This window comes from Sporolactobacillus terrae (assembly GCF_019930545.1).
GTDB lineage: Bacteria > Bacillota > Bacilli > Bacillales > Sporolactobacillaceae > Sporolactobacillus > Sporolactobacillus terrae.
The window spans coordinates 1,695,724-1,719,373 of sequence record NZ_CP082837.1 but is presented as its reverse complement, the minus strand read 5'-3'; the positions used below and the strand labels follow the sequence as shown (position 1 = coordinate 1,719,373).

Here is a 23,650-nt window from a genome sequence, read left to right as displayed (position 1 = left end):
ATTGAACGCATAAGGAGGAAGTTCACAATGATCGATGAGATTCTGACGCTTATTCAACAGTACGAAACCATTATCATACACAGACATGTCCGGCCCGACCCTGATGCATTAGGATCACAGGGCGGCCTTGCGACGCTCATCAAAGACAATTATCCGGATAAGAAAGTTTATGTGGTCGGCGAGGAAGCAGAGTCGCTGCGCTTTCTCATTCATATGGATGCGATTGAAGACTCCGTTTATAATCAAGCTCTTGTTATCGTCTGTGATGCTGCAACACAAGAACGTATCTCAGACGAACGCTACATGCGTGGTACACACCTTGTCAAAATCGATCATCATCCGCTCGTTGATTCTTATGGAGAACCTGAATGGGTGAATACCCAAGCAAGTTCAACAAGTGAAATGATTGCTTCAATCTATCGGGCACATCCCGAACTCACACTGTCTAAGGAAGCGGCCCGACTGCTTTTTGCAGGCCTTGTTGGTGATACCGGAAGATTTCAGTTCAGCAACGTAACTTCAGAGACGTTTCTCGCTGCTTCGGAACTGGTAAAACAGCCGTTTGACCGTCAATCCTTTTTTGATCAGCTGTATGCACGCAGTTTAAAGCAGGCCCGGCTTAATGGTTATGTACTGCAGCACTTTTCTTTAACCGAGGAAGGCGTCGGTTATATCAGACTTACAAAAGAATTGGTTCACTCTTTTGGGCTTGAGCCTTCCGATGCGTCGGCACTCGTGAACTGTTTTGCCAATGTCGAACACTTAAAAGCCTGGGTACTCTTTTCAGAAGATGAGGATCAGATTCGTGCACGTATCCGCTCCAAAGCGCCTTCAATTCATGAATTGGCAGCAAAATATCATGGTGGCGGACACCCAATGGCCTCGGGTGCGACGGTAGCTGATTGGGAAGAAGCGGATCAGCTGGTTGATGATCTGCGCGCGTTGTGTGCCGATTGATGCCCCCTATTCCGCTTCTTTTTTCAAACACCACAGATTAAAGGAGGTACAGGCGTATGGGGTTTGTTCATCTTCATGTACATAGTGAATACAATTTGCTAGACAGCACTTGCCGAATCAGCGATCTTGTTGCTCAAGCGAAACGAGCGGGACAAAAAGCGATTGCGATTACGGATCGAAACGTCATGTACGGCGTGGTTCCTTTTTATCAGGCGTGTCGAGACGCTGGTCTCCATCCCGTGATCGGCATGGAGGTAGCTCTTGATGGTTCAATGAGCACTGAGGTCGGTGCAGCACGTCCTAAGCCTGCTGCATCAATGCCTGTACTGGTTCTTCTTGCTCAAAATGATTTAGGGTATCAAAACTTAGTCCAGCTTTCTTCTCTTGTACAGCTGAATACATGTGACTATGTGTCGTTGGATCAGTTGAAGCGCTATACGGACGGGCTTATTGCGCTGTCCGGCGGTACCGACGGACCGGTGGACCAAGCACTTGCGATCGGGGAACCGAAACGCGCAGAACAATGGGCGGTTGGTCTGCAAACGTTGTTTTCCGGTCGGTTTTTATTGGAGATCCAACGGCAAGGCGATGGAAGCCAGCGGCAAATCGAGAAGCAAGTGCTGGAAATCGCGAAGCGCCGATCGATCCGCTGCGCAGCAACAGGAACCATTCATTATTTGAGCAAAAATGATGCCAAGGCCCATGCCTGTTTACGATGCATCAAGGATGGAACGAAACTTGCAGAACAGCCGCAAGATCCACGCGATTTGTCCTTCCAGACGACAGAGGCAATGCTGGAACGCTTTGCCGATTTGCCGGAGACCGTAGTGGTGACCGAGAAAATCGCTGCGGCATGTCAGGTTTCTTTTTCATTCGGACGAGCGCGCCTGCCTCATTTTCCGATTCCTGACGGGATGACTGCTGGCCAGAAGCTGCGTGAACAGTGTGCGAAAGGGTTAAAAGAACGCTATTCGGATGTGAACGAAACGATTGAAGCGCGATTGAATGATGAGTTGTCAATTATTGATCAAATGGGTTTCAACGACTATTTTTTGATTGTTGCCGACCTTGTTGCCCATGCGCGACATTCAGGTTATCTTCCAGGTCCTGGGCGCGGTTCAGCTGCTGGTTCACTTGTTGCCTATGTGTTAAAAATAACTGAAGTTGATCCAATTCGCTATCATCTGCTTTTTGAACGTTTCTTGAATCCAGAGCGTGTGACCATGCCGGATATTGATTTGGATTTTCCCGATGTTAATCGTGATCAAATGATCGCCTACGCGTTTGAAAAGTACGGCCATGATCATGTTGCACAAATCATTACATTTGGAACTTTGGCAGCAAAAGCGGCGATTCGTGATGTTGGCCGTGCTCTGGGTACAGACCCGCGACTTGTGGATCGCATGGCGCGACTGATTCCCGGTGTTCCGAAGATGAGCCTCGAGAAAGCTTATAAGAATTCGGACAAACTAAAGAAACTGCTGCAAGCGTCAACCGAGGCAGCGGCATTATTTACACTGGCACGTCGCGTTGAAGGACTGCCGAGACACACCTCAATCCATGCAGCTGGAGTAATCCTGAGCGACCAGCCGCTGAAACGTTCGGTGCCGATTCAAAGCGGCCATGAAGGCATACCGGTCACGCAGTATCCCATGGATGTATTGGAATCACTCGGCTTGTTAAAAATTGATTTTCTAGGCTTGCGTAATTTGACATTCATGCGTGAGGTGTTAAAACGTACGCCGGCATTCCGCGAAGGGCGGATGACCATCGATTCCATACCGCTCGACGATCCGGAGACCTTTCAACTGCTGTGCAGCGGAAATACAATGGGGATCTTTCAATTGGAATCCGAGGGTATGAGGCAAGTGCTTCGAAAGCTGAAACCAACTGAGTTTGAAGATATTGTTGCCGTCAACGCACTGTACCGTCCCGGACCTTCGCAGTTTATTGATCAGTATATTCGACGAAAGCATGGATTGGAAAAAGTTGTCTATCCACATCCGGATTTGGCACCGATACTGCGTCCGACTTACGGCGTTTTGGTCTATCAGGAGCAAATCATGCAAATCGCTGTACAGATGGCCGGCTATACGTTGGGAAAAGCCGACATTCTGCGTCGAGCCGTCGGCAAGAAGAAGCGCGAACTGCTTGAGGCGCAGAAAAAAACCTTCATTTCTGGATGTATTGCCTGCCACTACTCGGAGCAAACCGCGCATCAGCTGTTTGATCTGATTGTACGGTTTGCTAATTATGGATTTAATCGTTCTCATGCCGTTGCGTATAGCTTTCTTTCATACAGGCTTGCCTACCTCAAAGCACATGAGCCGCAGTCATTCATGGCCGCTCACTTGACGGGAATTATCGGAAACCAAGAGAAAATGGAGGCAACGCTTCGTGAACTGCGTGATCAGGGCATTCGGCTACTTCCACCGTCGATTAATGAGAGTGTCGGCAGTTTCGAACCATCGGAACAGGCGATCCGTTTTGGTTTGTCAGGAATCAAAAATGTCGGCATTGGTGCGATTGAAGCACTCGTTGAGGAACGAACTAAGCATGGATCTTTTAAAAATCTTTATGATTTCTGCCGGCGTGTGCCTGCTCGGAAAGTGAACAGAAAAGCGATTGAATCGATGATCTTTGCCGGCGCGTTTGATTTATTTGGCGTTGATCGTGCGGGTTTACTTGCTACCTTAGACCGCGCCCTCCAATTTGGGGAGGAGCAGCAAAAACAAAGTGAAGGACAAGCATCCTTTTTAATTCCGGAGCATGATGAAGAAAATTACATTGAAGTGCCGCCGCTTACCCCGGCAGAAAAAATGCATTACGAACATGAAGCACTTGGCTTGTTTTTGTCCGCACATCCGATCGAAGACTATCGGGATGCTCTGCCCCAATCGGTCCTGACTGTTCGCGAAACAGAGCAGCTGGCTGAAGGAAACGATGCCTTACTTGCAGTTATGGTGGAGCAAGTCAAACGGATTCGTACAAAATCAGGGCAGCCAATGGCCTTTTTTTCCGCAAGTGATGAATCTGGATTAATTGACACCGTTTGTTTCCCAAATACGTATGAAAAGATTGAGCAATGGATGAATAATGGTCAGATGCTCGTCATTCAAGCGAAAAAGTCGTCAGGAAAACAGAACAATCCGCAGCTTATCCTTCAACGGGCACTTTCGTTAAAGGATTATCTTGATGAATGGGACACTGCGCTTTTTTTGAGAATTGATCAGGCACATCATCAGCCTCAGCTTCTTGAAAAAGTGAAACAGGCCATTGAAACTGCCCCAGGACTGCATCGCGTGATTCTTTATTACGAAGCGACTAAACGTACGGTGGCACTTGGATTAAACCATGCGGTTCAGATCAATGAATCGCTTGTCAAGTCGATGCGCAGCTTGCTCGGGGAGCAGAATGTCATGGCGAAACGAATGATGGGAAACGGAGCTGCTCGCAAACCTCGGAAAGACGATCAGCGGTTTTCTTGAGCGGAACGATCAGGGATGTCACTTATTTTTTGATGGAACGTTTGTTATAATGGTGTGGTTTAGTGCATTTTTCAATTCAGGATCGCAATCGGAACGCATTTATTTTATCTCTATTTTTATAGGACAACCTGGATGAATATTCGACGATTCCATGAATTATACGTGAAGAAATAGTGACATGTTGTCCGACAAAGCAAATCACGAGCTTTGACTATGTAAGAGGGTGATATACTTGATGAAGGACTTTTTTACCAAGAAAAAAAAGTACGCAACCGTCCCATCCGCAAAAGCGAGACAGGATGTTCCTGAGGGCATTGTCCGTAAATGCCCAAAATGCAAGAAGATAATGTATGTCAAAGAATTGAAGAAGCATCTGTTTGTTTGTCAATCTTGCGGCTACCATTATCCCATCGGTGCGTATGAACGTGCGGAAATGCTTTTTGACGCAGATTCATATGTCGAATTTGACAAGAATATGGTTTCATTAAATCCGCTTCAGTTTCCCAATTATATGCATAAATTGGAATCGGATCGCAAAAAGACCAAGTTGAACGAAGCGGTTTGGACAGGAAAAGGCCGGATTGAAGGCTGTGAATGTGCGGTAGCTATTATGGATAAAGGCTTCCGGATGGGCAGCATGGGCTCGGTTGTCGGTGAAAAGATTACGCGAATGGTTGAATATGCCGGGAAACAGGGAATACCGGTCATTATCTTTTCAGCATCCGGCGGGGCACGTATGCAGGAAGGTGTCCTCAGCTTGATGCAAATGGCAAAAACGAGTGCTGCACTAAAGGGCTTCAGCGAGAACGGCGGTCTCTATATTTCAATCATGACCCACCCGACCACTGGTGGGGTTTCGGCAAGCTTTGCTTCTTTGGGCGACTATAACCTTGCTGAACCAGGGGCATTAATCGGCTTTGCCGGGCGGCGCATTATTGAACAGACGATCGGTGCGGAGCTCCCTCCGGATTTTCAGACGGCTGAATTTCTGTTGAAGCACGGACAGCTCGATCAAGTCATCCCACGCGCTGAATTAAGAACCGTTTTGGGACAGATCTTGTCGATTCATACGGAAGGGAGTGCTGAAGCATGGGACCGGAACTAGAATTTGAAAAGCCGATTCATGAGCTTCAGGGGAAAATAGCTGAATTAAAACAGTTTATGGATGAGAAGGGCATTGACCTCTCCGATGAATTGAATCACCTGCAAGAACGACTGGCAAACCTTGAAAAAGAAACTTACGGCAGCATGACTCCTTGGGAACGTGTCGGTGTCGCCAGAAAATTGAACCGCCCGACAACATTGGATTATATTCCGCTTCTTTTTACAGATTTTCTTGAATGTCACGGTGACCGACTCTATGGCGATGATTCGGCAATTGTAGGCGGAATCGCAAAATTTCATGGATGCCCGGTCACGGTTATCGGCGAACAACGCGGCAGGGATACAAAAGAAAACATTATGCGTAATTTTGGAAGTCCACATCCGGAAGGCTATCGCAAAGCGTTGCGTCTGATGAAACAGGCAGATAAGTTTCATCGGCCGATCATTACCTTTATAGATACAAAAGGAGCGTTTCCAGGGCAAGCTGCTGAGGAACGCGGCCAAAGCGAAGCGATTGCCCGCAATCTTTATGAAATGTCTTGGCTGTCCGTACCGGTCATTTGTGTCGTAATCGGTGAGGGAGCAAGCGGCGGGGCACTTGCCATCGGTGTCGGCAATCAGATTTTAATGCTGGAAAATTCCTGGTACTCGGTTATTTCGCCCGAAGGAGCCGCAGCATTACTGTGGAAAGATGCCGGTCAAGCAGAAAAAGCTGCAGAAACGATGAAAATTACCGGATCAGATTTGAAAAAACTCGGCATTATTGATAAACTGATTCCGGAGGTTTTGGGCGGTGCACATAATGACCCGAAGAAACAAGCTGAACGCATTGATCAGGCGCTCGTGGCTTCGATGGAACAATTGGGTCAATTAAGTCCCGATCAAGTTCGCCAGCAGCGGTTGGCCAAGTATCGCGAGATCGGTGATTACGATACTGCCCAGACGAATCAAACCGATCTTTCTGTTTTTTCTTATTCATCTTCATCAGATAAGCAATAGTAGGGACACTAAAATGAGGTGATTATTATGATGAAAAAAATTGGAGTTCTGACTAGTGGCGGAGACGCTCCGGGTATGAATGCAGCGATTCGTTCGGTCGTCCGCTCAGCGATTTATCGCGGTGTGGAAGTTTACGGCATTTACCACGGGTACAAAGGCTTAATCACCGGCAACATCAAAAAGCTTGAGGTTTCTGATGTTGGCGACATCGTCCAGCGCGGCGGTACCATTCTTTACACCGCACGTTGTGAAGAATTCAAGACTGAAGAAGGTCGTGCGATCGCAATTGAACAGTTGAAGAAGTTCGGTATTGAAGGGCTTGTTGTGATCGGCGGCGACGGATCCTTCATGGGCGGTGTCAAGTTGACTCAGCTCGGTTTCCCTACGATCGGTATTCCCGGCACAATCGACAATGATATCCCGGGAACCGACTTCACCCTTGGATTCGATACAGCATTGAATACCATCATTGATGCGATCGATAAAATCCGTGATACGGCAACTTCGCACGAACGCCGATTCATTATTGAAGTTATGGGTCGGGGCTGCGGCGATTTGGCGATGTGGTCCGGACTTGCTGATGGCGCCGAATCGATTCTGATTCCGGAAACAAAAGAAGATTTGAACACGATTGTTGAACGTTTGAACCGAGGCATAGAACGCGGGAAACGGCACAATATTATTGTTGTGGCTGAAGGTGTGGGCAGTGCCGATGAAGTCGCAAAAGCAATAAAAGCGAAAACGAACATGGATACTCGCGTAACGGTTCTCGGACATGTTCAGCGCGGCGGTGCACCAACAGCATTTGACCGTGTATTGGCAGCCCGGATGGGCAATAAGGCTGTCGACTTGTTATTGACCGGCGAAAAGGGCAAAATGATCGCCATTCAAAATAACAAGATTGTCACTCATAACATTCTCGATCTTCTCACGAAGAAACACGAGTTTAACGATGAGTTGTATAAGTTAGCAAAAGTATTATCCATATAAATTGCTGGAGGGAACTATTTAATGAAAAAAACAAAGATTGTTTGTACACTGGGGCCATCAAGTGATACGGTTGAAATGCTTGTCAAAATGATTAACGCAGGAATGAATGTTGCGCGTTTTAATTTCTCGCATGGTGATCATGAAGAACACCATCAAAAAGTACTTAACCTTCGTGAAGCGATGAAGATTACCGGCAAAACGATTGGTATTCTTCTCGATACAAAGGGACCGGAAATTCGTACACATGATATGGCAACGCCGGAAGTTCTTCTTGAAGAAGGAAAATCGGTTGATATTTCGACGAAAGAAGTTGCCGGAACAGCAGAAGAATTCTCCATTACTTACGCAGAATTGATTGACGACATTCATGTTGGTTCAAAGATTCTGATCGATGACGGCTTAGTTGAACTTGAAGTGACAGGTATCGATAAAGAAGCCGGACTTATCCATAACAAAATCTTGAATACGGGTGTTCTGAAGAGCAAAAAAGGTATTATCGTACCTAACGTCAGCATCAACCTGCCGGGAATGACTGAAAAAGATGCGAATGACATCGTTTTTGGTATCGGCGAAGGCATCGACTTTATTGCCGCTTCGTTCGTACGTCATGCATCGGATGTTAACGACATTCGCAACCTGTGCAAAGAACATGGTGCAGAAGACGTACACATCTTCCCTAAAATCGAAAGCCAAGAAGCGGTTGACAACATCGACGAAATTCTCGAAGTTTCTGATGGTATCATGATTGCCCGTGGTGACCTTGGTGTTGAAATTCCGCCGGAAGATGTACCGCTCGTTCAGAAGCGCCTCATCAAAATGTGTAACAAAGCCGGCAAAACGGTTATTACAGCAACACAGATGCTTGATTCGATGATTCGCAACCCGCGTTGTACACGTGCCGAAGCAAGTGACGTTGCAAACGCAATCTTCGATGGTACCGACGCAATCATGCTTTCCGGTGAATCTGCATCCGGTAAATGGCCGGTTGAAGCTGTGACGACAATGAATAACATTGCACTGAAAGCAGAATCTGCGCTTGACTACAAAGCGACACTCAAGAAATTGAGCGACTCCAGCGAAGCAACTGTAACGGCTGCAATCGGCGAAGCCGTCGCTCATACGGCATTGAACCTCGATGTTGGCGCAATCGTTACGTCGACGGTCAGCGGCTACACCGCTCGCGTTGTTTCTCACTATCGTCCGAAAGCACCAATCGTGGCGGTTACCAACTCACAACGTGTGGCAAACAAAATGTGCTTGGCATGGGGCGTGACTCCGGTACTGAGCGAACAAGCAAAGTCAACGGATGAAATGTTCGAAATCGCTGTTGACAGTGCAAAGAAAACGGAACTTGTTAAAGACGGTGATCTTGTCGTCATTACGGCAGGTCTTCCGGTTGCTGCGTCAGGCAAAACGAACATCATGCGTGTTCACCAAATCGGAGAAACACTGACACAAGCTTAAGAAATGTGTTGAATTTCTCAACTTATTTCTATTCAGTAAGTTCATCGTTTATGATAAGAGGAGGCACATCCTAATGTGCCTCCTCTTTTAATTCAAGAAAAGCGAGTAGCTAAACGGAGTGATGAATGATGATAGAATCAACAACGGAAGTCGTTGTCCGCTACAATGAGACGGATAAAATGGGCATTGTGCACCACAGTCAGTATGTCATCTATTTTGAGTTGGCGCGCACTCATTTTATCCGAGAATCTGGGATCTCTTATCGAAAAGTTGAAGAAGAGGGGCTAATGATGCCGGTGCTGGGCGTCGAGGCTCACTACCATTCACCGGCATTCTATGATGATACACTGATCGTGAAAACCAAGATTGCTGCCTACGACAGTATCAGAATGAAATTTAATTACAAGATTTATCGCAAAACGGATCGGAAGCTGCTTGCGGATGGTTCAAGTGAGCATTGCTGGACTGACCTGTCTTTGCGTCCGGTATCGATAAGAAGAAAGAATCCGGAATTGCATCAGCTGATCGTAGAAGCTGCCGGCAAAGCGGAAGATTAAAATAAGGGAGATTATAAGAAGATGCTGAACAAACTGTTAATGGTGATGATTCTCTATGCCCTGGTTGAAGTCTGTACCCTTATTTATGTCGGTGGACTGATCGGTGGCTTTCATTTGCTGCTGATTTTGCTTGCATCCGCCCTTTTGGGAGCATGGATGATCAAGCAGCAAGGACTTCTTCTCATACAGAAGTTCAGGCAGGATTTCGAGCAGCGAAGAGTCCCCAGTGAACCGCTTATTGACGGGGCCGGATTGCTGATTGGTGGTCTGCTGCTCATGTTGCCTGGATTAATCAGTGACTTGGCAGGCATTATTTTGCTGATTCCTGCGGTTCGCGTCGTATTAGTCAGACGTACGTCACGTTGGATCCGTGAACGGATGCGCAGCGGCGAATTTACCTTTCACTTCTTTCGGAGATGATCAGGCGCTCTTTTTGCCTAAGATGTACTGCCAAAGGTCCATCCAAGTCCCGGAATAGTACAGTGTTTTAATGACAACAAGCACTAATGGTCCGATAATCAGACCGGCAAGGCCGAACCAACGAAATCCGAAATAAATGGAAACAAGTGAAGCAAGCGGATCAATGCCAATACTGACGGAAATGATTTTTGGCTCCATCAGCTGCCGTTGAATGATTGCAGCGATATAGAGAGCGGTCAGGCATATGGTGAAGGAATAGTTGTGTGTAAAAAACTGATAGATAATCCATGGAATGAAAATAACACCGGTACCCAAATAAGGAATTAAATCAACGACTCCGGTGATTAATGTAATGGTGATGGGATGCGGCACTTTTAAGATCAGCATGCCGACAAAAACCAAAGCCATGGTCATAAAAATGAGCAGAAACTGGGCCCGTACAAAACCGATGCATGTTTTCTTTAATTCTGAGAGAACTTTGTAGACCGGACGCCCAATCGAAGAATGCATGGATAATCGATGAACATGAGTCTTGATCCGTTCAGAATCTTTGGATAAGAAAAATGAAGCAAGGAAAATAAAAAGTGCTGAAACCAAAGTGCTGGGAATTGTAGCGACAAATTGGCTTAAGTTGGTCAGCAACCGACCGGCTAAATCATTCAGCATGTCGACGAGTGTTCCTGCCATGCTTTCTACATTCAACTGGATCACTTTCTGCTGTCCGTTCGGAAGCCCGGAAAAAATGTGTATGGCTTGTTCCCATGACGGCACAAGGCGTGAAAAAAAGAATGTTTGCATGTCACCAATTAGGACAGACAACTCATCCGGCACTGTCCGAGAGAGCGAAGCAACGCCGCGAATCAGAGCAAAGGCGATAAATAAAAGACTGCCGATGGAAATGGAAAAAAAAGAGAAAAGAACAACAAATGAGGCTGCTCCCCGGGGCAACCCCGTTTTTTTTTCAATAAACAGGACCAGTGGATTGATTAAGAATGCAAGCGCGCAAGCAATGATGAAGGGCAGCGCATAACGAACGGCAAGCATTAACATCACAATGATCGATGTTGTAATCGCAATGACAACAAGGGCACGTAAAACAATAAAGATAATCGTAAGAAACGGTTGCGAATTTTGAGCGTTCATGTCCTCATCCCACCTTACGTCTATAGGTATGCGGACAAGGTGCGAATATACACAGAAAACAAACTGCAAAAAAATAAAATATATTCACAAATTAGTTGAAAGCATATATAATCAATATAATGATGTTAAATTAGGTATCGATACGATAATTAAAATGCATGAATAAAGTGGATCTGTTTTTATTCATGCCAATCGAATGAATGGGCACTTTGACAGAGCAAAGTTCTGCGCAGAAAAAGAGATGTTATTAGGGAGGGGACCAATGTGACCATGACAAGAGGGCTTGAAGGCATTGTTGCTACAACATCAGCCATCAGTTCAATAAAAGATGATGTACTTACCTATCGTGGATACAGGATACAGGACTTGGCCGAACAAACAACTTTTGAAGAAGTCATTTATCTGTTGTGGAACGGAGATCTTCCAACATCAGAACAGTTGTCCGTGTTCCGAAAATCGCTTGCGGCTAACGCTGCTGTCCCTGATGAACTGTTCGCAATGATGAAGATGTGCCCGCTCGATCAGGTGCACCCAATGGCCGTATTACGCTCGGCCGTCTCAAACCTTGGTATCTATGATACCGACGCTGAACGGGCAGGTATTGAAGCAAATCAGACTAAGGCGATTCGGCTGCAAGCTAAAATGGCCACACTCGTTGCCGGGTTTTCGAGAATTCGCCAGGGTCTTGACCCGGTATCGCCTGACCCATCGAAGCATTTTGCAGAAAATTTCCTCTATATGCTGCGCGGAAAAGCGCCTTCAGACCTTGAGGCGAAATTGTTGGATCACGCATTGATTCTTCATGCAGATCACGAACTGAATGCCTCAACATTTACAGCACGTGTTTGTGTTGCAACACTATCCGACATCTATTCGGGAATAACGGCAGCAATCGGTGCATTGAAAGGCCCGCTCCATGGCGGCGCAAATGAGCAAGTCATGCACATGCTCGAAGAAATTGGATCGATCGATTGGGTTGATGATTATATCTATGAAGCGCTTGCAGCAAAAAAGAAAATTATGGGTTTTGGTCACAGAGTCTATAAAAATGGTGACCCGCGGGCACGTATCCTTAAAGATATGGCACGACAAATCAGCGAACTGCACGAAGATACACGTCTTTATGAGATGTCGCTCAGAATTGAACAAATCATGAAAGCGAAAAAAGGGCTGCTGCCGAATACGGATTTCTATTCAGCAACCCTGTACCATCTCCTAGGCATTGACCACGATTTATTTACGCCTGTCTTTGCAGTGAGCAGAACATCGGGGTGGGCGGCACACATCATGGAACAGTATAAAGATAACCGTCTTATTCGCCCGCGTGCTGAATACAATGGTCCACATCTGCGGCGCGTTACCCCCATTGATTTGCGCTGAAACAGAAGATGACTAAGTGAATGGACTGTAAATCGGATCAGAAAAACAGGTATGGAGGACAGAATTTGATGACACAAAAACAGCAAATTAAAGTAGATCAACGCAGCCTAGTCGTTCCCGATCATCCGATTATTCCCTTTATTGAAGGAGACGGAATTGGACCGGAAGTGTGGCAAGCAGCTTCACGTGTTCTTAATGCAGCAGTTCAAAAAGCATATCAAGGAAAGAAAAGTATTGTGTGGAAAGAAGTATATGCTGGTCAGAAGGCGTTTGACCAGACAGGAGAATGGCTGCCAAAAGAAACGGTCGATGCAATTCGAACCTATGTAGTCGCCATTAAAGGACCACTCACAACCCCGGTAGGCGGCGGCATTCGTTCGCTTAATGTCGCGCTTCGCCAGCAGCTCGATTTGTTTACCTGTTTAAGACCGGTACGTTATTTTGAAGGCGTTCCATCACCGCTCAAGCATCCAGAAAAGGTTGACATGGTTATTTTTCGCGAAAATACGGAAGACATTTATGCAGGCATTGAGTTTCCGGCAGAATCATCTGATGCTGAAAGGCTGATCCGTTTTCTGCAAGAAGAAATGAATGTTCAAAAGATTCGTTTTCCTGAAACGTCTGGGATCGGCATTAAGCCGGTTTCAAAAGAAGGGACGGAGCGGCTGGTTCGCGCGGCCATCCGCTACGCCATTCGTGAAAATAGGAAAAGTGTGACTCTTGTGCACAAAGGAAACATTATGAAATTCACCGAGGGAGCTTTTAAGAACTGGGGCTACGCATTGGCCGAGCGCGAATTTCCGGATCAAACGTTTACGTGGAGTCACTATGAGTCCGTGACGAAAAAGCAGGGGAAAGCAGCTGCAGATCAGCAATTGCATGCGGCATTGCAAGATGGCCGTGTGCTCGTCAAGGACGCGATTGCCGATAACTTCTTGCAGCAGATTCTGATTCGTCCGGAAGATTTCGATGTCGTTGCAACATTGAATCTAAACGGTGACTATATCTCCGATGCACTGGCAGCGCAGGTTGGCGGGATCGGCATTGCTCCGGGAGCAAACATCAATTTTGAGACAGGTACCGCTCTTTTTGAAGCAACGCATGGAACCGCACCAACCTTTGCAGGGCTGGATAAGGTCAATCCATCGTCCCTTCTTCTTTCCGCAGTGCTTATGCTTGAACATCTGAAGTGGTACGAACCGGCAAAAGCAATTATGAACGCGATTGAAAAAACCATTGCCAGCAAGATCGTGACCTTTGATTTTGCCCAATTAATGGACGATGCAACTGAAGTGAAATGCTCGGAATTTGCTGATGCACTGATTCGAAATCTTTGATTGAATACACTTAATCATTGCCCGGATACCGGATAAATGACGCAGTTCATAGGAAATCTCTTTCCTATTCGTATAAAAATTCATGCATGAAAATGCAGATCCACATATAAGGAAAAACGGGCAAAAAGCGCCCGGTCCCTAATCTTCAGCCATGTGTGATGAACTTGTGTCTTTTCGGTCTGAATCGTCGCTTCGGTTACTCGCTTGCCGCGGGCGCCAGAGTACCTCCACTTTGATTCTCGGTCAAGACACAGGTCTATTGGCTTGAAGACGGGGCAAATCTTATATTTTCTTATCTTATCCTGTAAAAAAAGTAAAAGAGTCTTAAAGCGAGCGCTTTAAGACTCTTTTACTTTTTAAGCTTACTGATCAACTCCGCTTGCTCGCTCTGATCGTCCAACAGATCTCCAGACTACCCGCTCCATACCTACAATTGCGAAAAGCAAATGGCTTATTCTTTTCTGTTTTTTCTTTTATCAATGCATGATTGAGCCCGTTGTGTCCATTCTATGGGTATATACAATGATCGACACAATTCGTCTTTACAAAACCTTTACAATTTGTTTATACCCGTTTAAAAGTCAAGCCTTAATATAGATAGTGCAATAAGGTGACTCAACATTCTGAGGGGGAAATATTCTAATGAAAAAGAAAAACTTGCTTGCGATTGGATTGGTTTTCATCCTTTCATTAACGCTCGTATTGAGCGGCTGCGGAAACAGCTCGTCAGGTAGCAGCAGCGACTCTTCAAAATCTGAATCCAGCTCCTCTGCTGCATTGTCTGGAAAACTGACGATTGGCGGATCAACCGCTCTCCAGCCGCTGGCGGCACAGGCAGCAAAGGAATTCATGGAAAAGAATCCTGATGTACAGATCGAAGTACAGGGCGGCGGCAGCGGTACCGGGCTGAGCGAAACACAAGCTGGAAACTTTGATATCGGCATGTCCGACGTTTTCGCAGAAAGCAAGTCAAACGTTGACGCAAAAGCACTTAAAGATTATAAAGTTGCGGTTGTCGGTATGACGGCAGCGGTTAACCCTAAAGTGGGCGTTAAAAACCTTTCTAAGAAAGACCTTCAAGACGTTTTCACAGGCAAAGTGAAGAACTGGAAAGATGTTGGCGGCAAGAATCAAAAAATTACGCTTGTAAATCGTCCGGATGGTTCGGGCACGCGCGCAACGTTTGACCAGTTTGCTCTTGATAACAAAACTCCGGCAGAAGGAATCACTCAAGATTCAACCAATACGGTAAAGAAAATTGTTGCTGAAACACCTGGAGCAGTGGGTTACATGGCTTTGTCTTACTTCACCGCTAATGATGATTCTGTTGTTAAACTCTCTATTGACGGTGTGGAAGCTTCAGACGCTAACGTTGCAAGTGGTGAATTCCCTGTATGGGCTTATGAACACATGTATACGAAAGGTGAACCTTCAAAACTTGCTAAAGCATTCCTGGATTTCATGATGAGTGATGATGTGCAAACCAAAGATGTACCGGCACAAGGTTACTTGTCGGTTAAAGACATGAAAGTTGAACGTGATGCGACAGGAAAACAAACCGATAAATGATGACTTTTCCTGATGTCAGGTTAAGTGAATAAAGATTAGTCCAATGGCGGCTTAAGCGGGAACGGTCTAACGTACCCGCTTGCCGTCATATGGGCGTTCGGACACTATGCAAATGAGGTGTGAAAATGATTAAGAATAGAATAACTTCGAATGCTGGATCTGCATTAGGGGGCGGAAGATCACCGCTGATTAATGAGAAAAATTTTTTTGCCCGCCTGACTGATCGCAGAAGCGAAAGTCGAGGAAAGGCGCTGATCTACTGCAGCGCGTTATTAATGATTATTGCGGTCACGGCCATCACTTTGTTCTTAACGCTGCAGGGACTTCGCTCATTCGTTGTTGATCACCTTAACCTTTGGACGTTTATTACCGGCACGGAATGGTATCCGGATCGCGCGAATAACCCCTCATTCGGTGCGTTTCCATTCATTTTCGGTTCGCTGGCAGTAACCTTTTTGGCTGCTCTGATTGCAACACCGATTGCAATTGGAACCGCAATCTTCATGGCTGAAATTGCTCAAAAATGGGGCACAAAAATTATGCAGCCGGTGATTGAAATTTTGGTAGGTATTCCGTCGGTTGTTTATGGTTTGATCGGTTTATCGATCGTTGCTCCATTCATGCGGCAACATTTTGGAGGATCGGGATTTAACTTGATTACCGGCGCTATTGTTGTCGGCGTTATGATTTTGCCAACAGTCGCGAGTATTGCTGCAGACAGCATTCGTGCCGTTCCTGATTCGCTGCGTCAGGCCTCCTATGCCATTGGCGCTACGAAATGGCAGACGATATGGCGTGTCGTCATTCCAGCCTCGGGTTCGAGTTTGATTACTGCGATTGTCTTAGGGATGTCGCGAGCATTTGGAGAAGCGCTGGCCGTTCAGATGGTGATTGGCAATGCGCGAAATCTTCCAGGCTCAATTCTTGATCCGGCAGCAACCTTAACAACGATCATTACTTTAAGCATGGGACACACAACAACAGGCAGTGTGCTTAACGATGTGCTTTGGTCTCTCGGACTTATTTTGTTACTGATTTCCTATGTGTTTATCGTTATTGTACGTTACTTAGCAAAAAGGGGTGAAGTACGATGAACAGTAAAGTCACGAATCGTATTGCCCTATCAGTCATTGTTCTCTGCGCCGCGGCTATGGCTGCGGTACTCATTTCAATGCTTGGTTACATCTTAGTGAAAGGTCTATCGAGCATTTCATGGCATTTTCTAACAACGAGTGCCAGTCCCTTTATGCCCGGTGGAGGGATAAAGGACCAGCTTTGGAACTCTTTCTATGTCTTGTTCATTACCATGCTGCTTACGGTTCCAATTGGTGTTTGTGGCGGTATTTATTTAGCTGAATATGCGAAACCAGGAAAAATCACCTCATTTATACGCACATGTGTTGAGGTGCTCGCTTCGCTTCCTTCAATCGTGGTTGGTATGTTCGGTATGCTTTTGTTCGTTAATTATTTTGGCTTTAAGTATTCGGTTCTTTCAGGAGCGCTTGCCCTTACAGTCTTTAACTTGCCGGTCATCGTCCGCGTGACCGAAGATGGTTTCCGTGCACTGCCGAGACATCAGAAGGAAGGCGGACTCGCTCTTGGAATGACGCATTGGCATACAATTAAAACGATCCTCTTGCCTGCAGCGTTTCCAAGCATTCTTACAGGAATTATTCTTTCAGCAGGACGTGTATTTGGCGAGTCGGCGGCACTTTTATTTACGGCCGGATTATCAACACCAGATCTCAATTTTGAAAATTGGAATCCGCTTGCACCGGATTCGCCGCTTAACCTCTTTCGATCTGCCGAAACGCTTTCGGTACACATCTGGTCCGTAAATACTGGTGGAATTATGCCCGATGTGGATACGATTGCTAATGGTTCTGCTGCAGTACTTGTTATCTGCGTGCTTATTTTCAATCTGTTTGCACGCATGCTTGGAAAAATCATTAATCAAAAATTTTCTGGGAAATAAGTGGGAGGAATCATCATGATTGAAATGAAAAATAATATTGTTTCATTTACAAATAATACAGTGACCCAAGAGCGTCCCGTTCAACTAAGTGTTGAGCATGTGAATATTTTTTACGGCGAAAACCATGCAGTTAAAGACGTTACGATTCCAATTCATGAGAAGTCGATTACCGCATTGATCGGACCATCCGGATGTGGAAAATCAACTTTTTTGCGCACCATTAATCGAATGAATGACTTAATTCCAAGCGCACGATGCGAAGGAACGATCAACTATAAAGAGGTCAATATTCTTAACCCTAAGGTGGATGTTGTTCAACTTCGCAAGGAAATTGGAATGGTTTTCCAACAGCCAAACCCATTTCCAAAATCAATTAGTGAAAATATTCAACTGCCGCTCCGCTTTGCAGGTGTGCGCAGTAAAAAAGTATTGAAACAAGTCACAGAAGATTGCTTAAAACAGGTTGGGCTGTGGGACGAGGTTAAAGACCGTTTGGATCGTTCGGCAACAAGCTTATCCGGTGGTCAGCAGCAGCGTCTCTGTATTGCACGTGCGTTAGCGCTTAAACCGGATGTGATTCTGCTTGACGAACCAACCTCTGCGCTTGATCCGGTGTCAAGTGCCAAGATTGAAGAACTTTTGCTTGAATTGAAAAACAGTTACACGATCATTATTGTGACACACAACATGCAGCAGGCAGCCCGTATCGCTGATTACACAGCATTTTTCTATCAGGGCGAACTGGTCGAATTCGGTACAACAAAAACCTTGTTTACGACTCCAGAGAAAAAGAGCACAGCTGACTATATTTCGGGTCGATTTGGTTAATTCCGCCAACTCATTGCTGTATCTTTGATTCAAAATTGATATGATAAGAAGAGATGCAAGGAGTGATCGGTTTGGCAAAGAAAATACTAGTGGTTGATGATGAAGTATCCATTGTTACTCTACTCTCATTTAACTTGAAAAAAGCAGGGTTTGATGTCCAGACGGCAACAAACGGTACCGATGCGTTGAAGCTTGCGCAAGAAGGGCAACCGGATTTACTTGTTCTTGATCTCATGCTTCCTGAAATGGATGGCATGGATGTATGCAAACAGCTTCGGCAAGAGAAGAATTATGTTCCGATTCTGATGTTGACGGCTAAGGACGATGAATTTGATAAAATACTCGGGCTAGAGCTGGGCGCCGATGATTATATGACGAAGCCATTCAGTCCCCGCGAAGTTGTTGCTCGAGTTAAAGCGATCTTAAGAAGAACCGAAATTGGCAAACAGGAACATAGCGATGTGCTCGTGATTGGCGACTTGAAGGTTTATCCGAATAACTTTGAGGCGCTTTTTAAAGATGAGGAAATGGTTTTAACACCGAAAGAATTTGAACTGCTTGTTTATATGATGAGGCATAAAGGACGCGTACTAACGCGTGAACAATTGCTAAATGCTGTATGGAATTACGATTTTGCCGGCGATACACGGATTGTTGATGTTCATGTCAGCCATCTGCGAGACAAGATTGAAGACGTCACGCGTAAGCCGCTCTATATCAAAACGGTGCGTGGTCTGGGGTATAAACTTGATGAGCCGAAGGTTTGAAGTAAGAAATGTACTGCGATGGGCGTTCGCACTCACCAGTTTGCTTTTTATCGTTTTCGTCACAGATGAGGTCGTTGACGTGACGATGCTGCATAATGATCGGCAGACCATGGAATCACGTGCGCAGTGGATTGCAACTTTGGTAAGCCAAGATGAATCAATCCAGACCAGCGCGACGAAAAGCATGCTTGTTCAGTTTGCTAAAGAACAAAAGGTGCAGATTTCAGTCTATGATCAAAGACGGCAGCTCGTGTTTTCTACAAAAAATAAGGAACAAAGAATGCTTGAGGGGACAAAGCAGTTGGTCGTATCAGGACATTCTTTAGCGTACATAAAGCAGTTGCCAAGCACCGACGCTCAGACCGGCTATCTGAAGCTGATCGGGAACAAGTCGTCGATTGTTGGACTTAACCTTTTCTATTGTTTCTTTATCGCTGCAGGAGTTGCTTTGCTTCTTTATCGTGACTATCTCGTACGTACGTATGCCAGACCGATTCGTTTTGCGACCCGAATGGCGGAGAATGTGTTGGAAGGCTCTTACAATATGATCGCTTCTGATCAAGTGAAACGAGAGAGTATCCTGCATTTGAATCTCGCGATGAACCGGATTTCAGAGTCAATCCATGATCTCAAGCATTCGTACAATCGTCAGCGGGCCAGCATGGCAACTTTAACTGAGAATATCGGAAATGGCTTGATCCTCATTGATGGAGTCGGCAGAATCAACTATGTGAACCAAACGTTTAAAGATTCCTTTCAAACGAATGCCAGTTACTGGGAACTCGCGGACTATCATGAAGTGATTACTTATGACAGCGTGAAGCATATGATTGACGAGGTTTACACCACAAAAGCGACGCTTGCTCGTCAACTGCAGCTGAATGTGGGAATTGAGCGCAAATATTATGATGTTTCTTGCGCTCCCATTTTAAATAAACACAACAAAGTCAGAGGCATTGTTGTCGTATTTCACGATATAACGACAATCAAAAAATTGGAGAAAATGCGTAAAGATTTTGTCGCGAATGTGTCGCATGAGCTGAAAACGCCGGTAACCTCTTTAATTGGTTTTACCGAGACGCTTCTCGATGGTGCTCGTGAAGACAAGGAACTTGAGGATCAGTTCCTGCACATCATGCTTCATGAAGGGCAACGTTTGCAAAGCCTTATTAAGGATTTGCTTGAACTGTCCAAAATTGAACGCGAGCACTTTAACCTTGAGTTCGCCAAACTGTCGCTTAAGCAGTTGATTGAAAGTGTACTGCTTATTTTCAAGGAAAGAGCGAAAGAAAAAACGATTGATCTAAGGTTTGAACCGGGGGATGAGGGGATCATTGACGGAGATGCATTCCGGATTCGCCAAATCATGATTAATTTGGTCACGAATGCGATCGCCTACACGCCTGAGGGCGGCAAGGTTTCGATTGCAATCCATGAACGAAAAGACGAGGTAGACGTTGTGATTACCGATACTGGTATTGGCATCGAAAAAGACAAAATTCCACGTGTTTTTGAACGCTTTTACCGGATTGACAAGGCGCGCAGCAGGGATTCAGGCGGTACTGGATTAGGCTTGGCGATTGTCAAGCATTTAGTTGAAGCGCATGAAGGGCGCATCCATGTTGAAAGTGAACCTGGACGGGGCTCTGCCTTTACGATTACCTTTAAGAAAAATTTAGTTAAGTCGCAACCGAATGCCGGCTGAATTTGATCTTCTGTTAAATAAAATGCTAAATTGGATAAATCACCTGTGATGCTTTAGAATAAAGGAATAAGCAGCGCAGGTTTTTTTATTTAGTCGGACAAGTTTCACTCAAGCACAAGATTAGTGAATTGACCACATACAAGTGTACAGAATCGACTCTGCCGTGATTTTAACGGCAGTGGTCATTTTGTCACATAGATGAAGGCTTAATGATAGATAAGAAAAACGAACGTTTGCCCGGTTTGACGGGTGATGCATAAAACTTTTTGGTGCTTTTCAGGAGGAACGTTATGAATAAATTAGTCTTAATTGATGGCAATAATGTTGTTTATCGCGCTTTTTTTGCGCTGCCGCTGTTAAGTAATAATCAAGGAATGTATACAAATGCTGTATACGGCTTCACGATGATGCTGATGCGCGTCATTGAAGAGGAAAAGCCAACGCATTTGCTTGTCGCTTTCGATGCAGGAAAAACAACATTTCGCCATGCAACGTACAAAGAATATAAAGGCGGCCGCCAGAAAACACCACCGGAACTGTCTCAACAATTTCCGCTCGTTCACGAATTGCTTGATGCTATGGGTATTCGGCGCTACGAGCTGGATAATTATGAAGCGGACGATATTGTTGGCACGCTTGCTCGAGAGGCAAGCTGCAATGGGTTTAATGTGCGCATTGTGACTGGGGATAAGGACTATTTGCAGCTGGTCGATCAAGGCGTACGCGTGTCACTGATCCGTAAAGGAATCACTGATACGGTTGATTATGATATTGAGAAGGTCAAGGAAAGGTATGGAATTAATCCTCAAGAAGTCATCGACCTTAAAGGGCTGATGGGCGATGCTTCGGATAATATTCCCGGTGTGCCCGGAGTTGGCGAGAAGACGGCAATCAAGCTGTTGAAGCAATTTCAGACCGTCGAAGGTGTCTACGAACACATTGAACAGGTATCCGGTAAAAAACTGAAGGAAAAGCTGGAAACCAATAAAGAACAAGCACTGTTGAGTAAGAAAATCGCAACCATTGACAGAGAGTCGCCGCTTGAGATTACGCCCGATGCATGCAGCTATACACGTGAATTTACAAGTAAGTTGAGAGATCTATTTAACGAACTGGGCTTTCAATCACTGCTTGAAAAAATTGATGTTGCCGGTTCGGATGAATCTCAGACCGAAAAGAAAGACATTGCTGTCCAAACGGTTACTCATTTTCAATCGAATCAGTTTGTCTCTCCGAGTGCATTGATTCTCCAAATGCTTGATGAGAACTATCACTATGCAGACATCACCGGAATCGCTGTTTCGAATAAAACCGGTACCTATTTTATTGAAACACAACACGCCCTTAAGGATGACGCGTTTCGAGAATGGCTAGAAGATCCAAAAATGAAGAAGGTGCTGCTTGATAGCAAATCAGCAGAAGTTGCCTTAAAATGGCGCGGGTTAAGCTTGCACGGCGCAGCGTTTGATGTTCGGCTTGCTGCTTATCTGATCGACCCATCAGAAGCGGGGCAGGATCTGGCTCTTTTGGCGAATAAACGCGGCATCAGCAATGTCGAAACCGATGAAGCCTTCTATGGAAAGGGTGCAAAACAGAAAATTCCTGAAGGGAACGGACAGGCGCAGCATTTGGGCAAAAAAGCGGCCGCATTGCTGCAGCTTGAACCGAAATTAATTCAGGAGCTTATTGAAAACAAGCAGAGGGAGCTGCTTTTTGAACTGGAACTACCGCTGGCTCATGTGCTGGCTAAAATGGAATATACGGGGATAAAAACAAGCAGTGAAACATTGAAAGCAATGGGCGGAGAACTTGATCGTACGCTTGAAATTATAGAACATGCTATTTATTCAATGGCTGGTGTGACGTTTAACATTAATTCACCGAAGCAGCTTGGCGAAATTCTATTCGAAAAATTGCAGCTACCACCAATTAAAAAGACGAAAACAGGCTACTCGACTGCGGCCGATGTTCTTGAGAAACTGCGTGGCCGCCATGAGATCATTGATAAGATTCTTGATTACCGGCAACTTGGCAAATTAAAATCCACTTATGTTGAGGGATTGCTTAAAGTTATCCATCCGGAAACCGGACGCGTGCATACCGTCTACAATCAGGCATTGACGCAAACCGGCCGACTGAGTTCAACAGATCCGAACTTGCAGAATATCCCGATTCGACTTGAAGAAGGTCGCAAGATTCGCAAAGCGTTTCTTCCAAGTGAAGAAGGCTGGCAGATTTTTTCCGCCGATTACTCGCAAATCGAACTTCGTGTGCTCGCACATATTGCCGACGATGAAAACCTGAAACAGGCGTTTCTTGAAAATATGGATATTCACACAAAAACAGCAATGGATGTTTTTGGTGTAACCGAAAATGAAGTGACACCGTTGATGAGGCGCCATGCGAAAGCCGTTAATTTCGGCATCATCTATGGGATCAGCGACTATGGACTATCGCAGAATCTTGGGATTACGCGTAAAGAAGCGGCACAATTTATCGAGCAATACTTAAAGAGCTATCCGGGGGTTCATCACTATATGAGAACCATCGTTCAAAAGGCGAAAACAGATGGGTATGTGACCACCCTGTTGAACCGTCGCCGCTACTTGCCGGATATTAACGGTCGCAATTTCAATCGACGCAGTTTCGCCGAACGAACGGCGATGAATACGCCGATTCAGGGCAGCGCCGCCGATGTGATCAAGCAAGCGATGATTCATATGGATCATCGGATTCAAGAAGAAAAATTGCAAACCCGGATGCTGCTACAGGTGCACGATGAATTGATTTTCGAGGTCCCGGAACACGAACTCGGTATCATGAATCGCATTGTTCCTGAAGTGATGGAGCATGCCATTGAACTTCGCGTGCCACTGAAAGTCGAGTGCTCATACGGACCGACGTGGTACGATGCAAAATAAAGAAAGCGTTTGGCGCCGACTCAACGGCGCTGCTTGGCTAGTTGGG

Annotated in this window: 17 protein-coding genes and 1 pseudogene; 17 read left to right on the top strand and 1 reads right to left on the bottom strand. The window is 45.6% G+C overall.

Going from position 1 to position 23,650, the window contains the following annotated elements; translation table 11 throughout:
• The first annotated feature begins 27 nt into the window (after nucleotides 1-27).
• The 8 genes and pseudogenes from K7399_RS08175 (at nucleotide 28) to K7399_RS08140 (ending at nucleotide 9,979) form a co-directional block, all read left to right on the top strand.
• Complete coding sequence (locus K7399_RS08175) at nucleotides 28-957, top strand: DHH family phosphoesterase (protein ID WP_028976796.1); 930 nt, start codon at nucleotides 28-30, stop codon at nucleotides 955-957.
• A gap of 56 nt (nucleotides 958-1,013) precedes the next feature.
• Nucleotides 1,014-4,445, top strand: coding sequence for a DNA polymerase III subunit alpha (dnaE, locus tag K7399_RS08170; protein ID WP_128166878.1), 3,432 nt, complete (start codon nucleotides 1,014-1,016; stop codon nucleotides 4,443-4,445).
• A 232-nt stretch (nucleotides 4,446-4,677) separates the two neighbouring features.
• Nucleotides 4,678-5,550: an acetyl-CoA carboxylase, carboxyltransferase subunit beta gene (accD, locus tag K7399_RS08165; RefSeq protein WP_028976798.1), complete on the top strand. Its 873-nt coding sequence runs from the start codon at nucleotides 4,678-4,680 to the stop codon at nucleotides 5,548-5,550.
• Nucleotides 5,535-6,548, top strand: a complete 1,014-nt coding sequence (locus tag K7399_RS08160) for an acetyl-CoA carboxylase carboxyltransferase subunit alpha (protein ID WP_028976799.1) — start codon at nucleotides 5,535-5,537, stop codon at nucleotides 6,546-6,548. Before accD ends, K7399_RS08160 begins: the two co-directional genes overlap by 16 nt.
• Nucleotides 6,549-6,578: 30 nt before the next feature.
• Complete coding sequence (gene pfkA, locus K7399_RS08155) at nucleotides 6,579-7,538, top strand: 6-phosphofructokinase (RefSeq protein WP_028976800.1); 960 nt, start codon at nucleotides 6,579-6,581, stop codon at nucleotides 7,536-7,538.
• Between the two features lie 21 nt (nucleotides 7,539-7,559).
• Nucleotides 7,560-8,996, top strand: a pseudogene (gene pyk, locus K7399_RS08150) (pyruvate kinase); the annotation flags it as partial.
• Between the two features lie 131 nt (nucleotides 8,997-9,127).
• On the top strand, nucleotides 9,128-9,559 hold the full coding sequence (locus tag K7399_RS08145) for an acyl-CoA thioesterase (protein WP_223362278.1): 432 nt from the start codon (nucleotides 9,128-9,130) through the stop codon (nucleotides 9,557-9,559).
• Nucleotides 9,560-9,580: 21 nt separating this feature from the next.
• Nucleotides 9,581-9,979, top strand: a complete 399-nt coding sequence (locus K7399_RS08140) for an FxsA family protein (RefSeq protein ID WP_028976803.1) — start codon at nucleotides 9,581-9,583, stop codon at nucleotides 9,977-9,979.
• Here K7399_RS08140 and ytvI read toward each other — a convergent pair whose 3' ends face one another.
• Nucleotides 9,980-11,122 carry a sporulation integral membrane protein YtvI gene (ytvI, locus tag K7399_RS08135; protein ID WP_028976804.1) on the bottom strand — a complete coding sequence of 381 codons (1,143 nt, stop codon included), beginning with the start codon at nucleotides 11,120-11,122 and terminating at the stop codon, nucleotides 9,980-9,982.
• 264 nt (nucleotides 11,123-11,386) lie between these two features.
• Here ytvI and citZ point away from each other — a divergent pair, with 264 nt between their 5' ends.
• The 9 genes from citZ to polA all read left to right on the top strand — a co-directional run bounded on the left by citZ (nucleotide 11,387) and on the right by polA (nucleotide 23,604).
• Nucleotides 11,387-12,502 (top strand): citrate synthase, encoded by a 1,116-nt coding sequence (gene citZ, locus K7399_RS08130; protein ID WP_028982742.1) that lies wholly within the window; start codon nucleotides 11,387-11,389, stop codon nucleotides 12,500-12,502.
• Between the two features lie 68 nt (nucleotides 12,503-12,570).
• Nucleotides 12,571-13,839: an NADP-dependent isocitrate dehydrogenase gene (gene icd / locus K7399_RS08125; protein ID WP_028982743.1), complete on the top strand. Its 1,269-nt coding sequence runs from the start codon at nucleotides 12,571-12,573 to the stop codon at nucleotides 13,837-13,839.
• A 642-nt stretch (nucleotides 13,840-14,481) separates the two neighbouring features.
• Nucleotides 14,482-15,408: a phosphate ABC transporter substrate-binding protein gene (locus K7399_RS08120; RefSeq protein WP_028976807.1), complete on the top strand. Its 927-nt coding sequence runs from the start codon at nucleotides 14,482-14,484 to the stop codon at nucleotides 15,406-15,408.
• 125 nt (nucleotides 15,409-15,533) lie between these two features.
• Nucleotides 15,534-16,502, top strand: a complete 969-nt coding sequence (gene pstC / locus K7399_RS08115; protein ID WP_028976808.1) for a phosphate ABC transporter permease subunit PstC — start codon at nucleotides 15,534-15,536, stop codon at nucleotides 16,500-16,502.
• Nucleotides 16,499-17,383, top strand: coding sequence for a phosphate ABC transporter permease PstA (pstA, locus tag K7399_RS08110; protein ID WP_028976809.1), 885 nt, complete (start codon nucleotides 16,499-16,501; stop codon nucleotides 17,381-17,383). Before pstC ends, pstA begins: the two co-directional genes overlap by 4 nt.
• A gap of 24 nt (nucleotides 17,384-17,407) precedes the next feature.
• Nucleotides 17,408-18,211 (top strand): phosphate ABC transporter ATP-binding protein PstB, encoded by an 804-nt coding sequence (gene pstB / locus K7399_RS08105; RefSeq protein ID WP_223362592.1) that lies wholly within the window; start codon nucleotides 17,408-17,410, stop codon nucleotides 18,209-18,211.
• A gap of 71 nt (nucleotides 18,212-18,282) precedes the next feature.
• Nucleotides 18,283-18,978, top strand: coding sequence for a response regulator transcription factor (locus tag K7399_RS08100; protein WP_028976811.1), 696 nt, complete (start codon nucleotides 18,283-18,285; stop codon nucleotides 18,976-18,978).
• On the top strand, nucleotides 18,962-20,683 hold the full coding sequence (gene pnpS, locus K7399_RS08095; protein ID WP_223362277.1) for a two-component system histidine kinase PnpS: 1,722 nt from the start codon (nucleotides 18,962-18,964) through the stop codon (nucleotides 20,681-20,683). Before K7399_RS08100 ends, pnpS begins: the two co-directional genes overlap by 17 nt.
• A 290-nt stretch (nucleotides 20,684-20,973) precedes the next feature.
• Nucleotides 20,974-23,604 carry a DNA polymerase I gene (gene polA, locus K7399_RS08090; protein WP_037580972.1) on the top strand — a complete coding sequence of 877 codons (2,631 nt, stop codon included), beginning with the start codon at nucleotides 20,974-20,976 and terminating at the stop codon, nucleotides 23,602-23,604.
• Nucleotides 23,605-23,650: the final 46 nt, after the last annotated feature.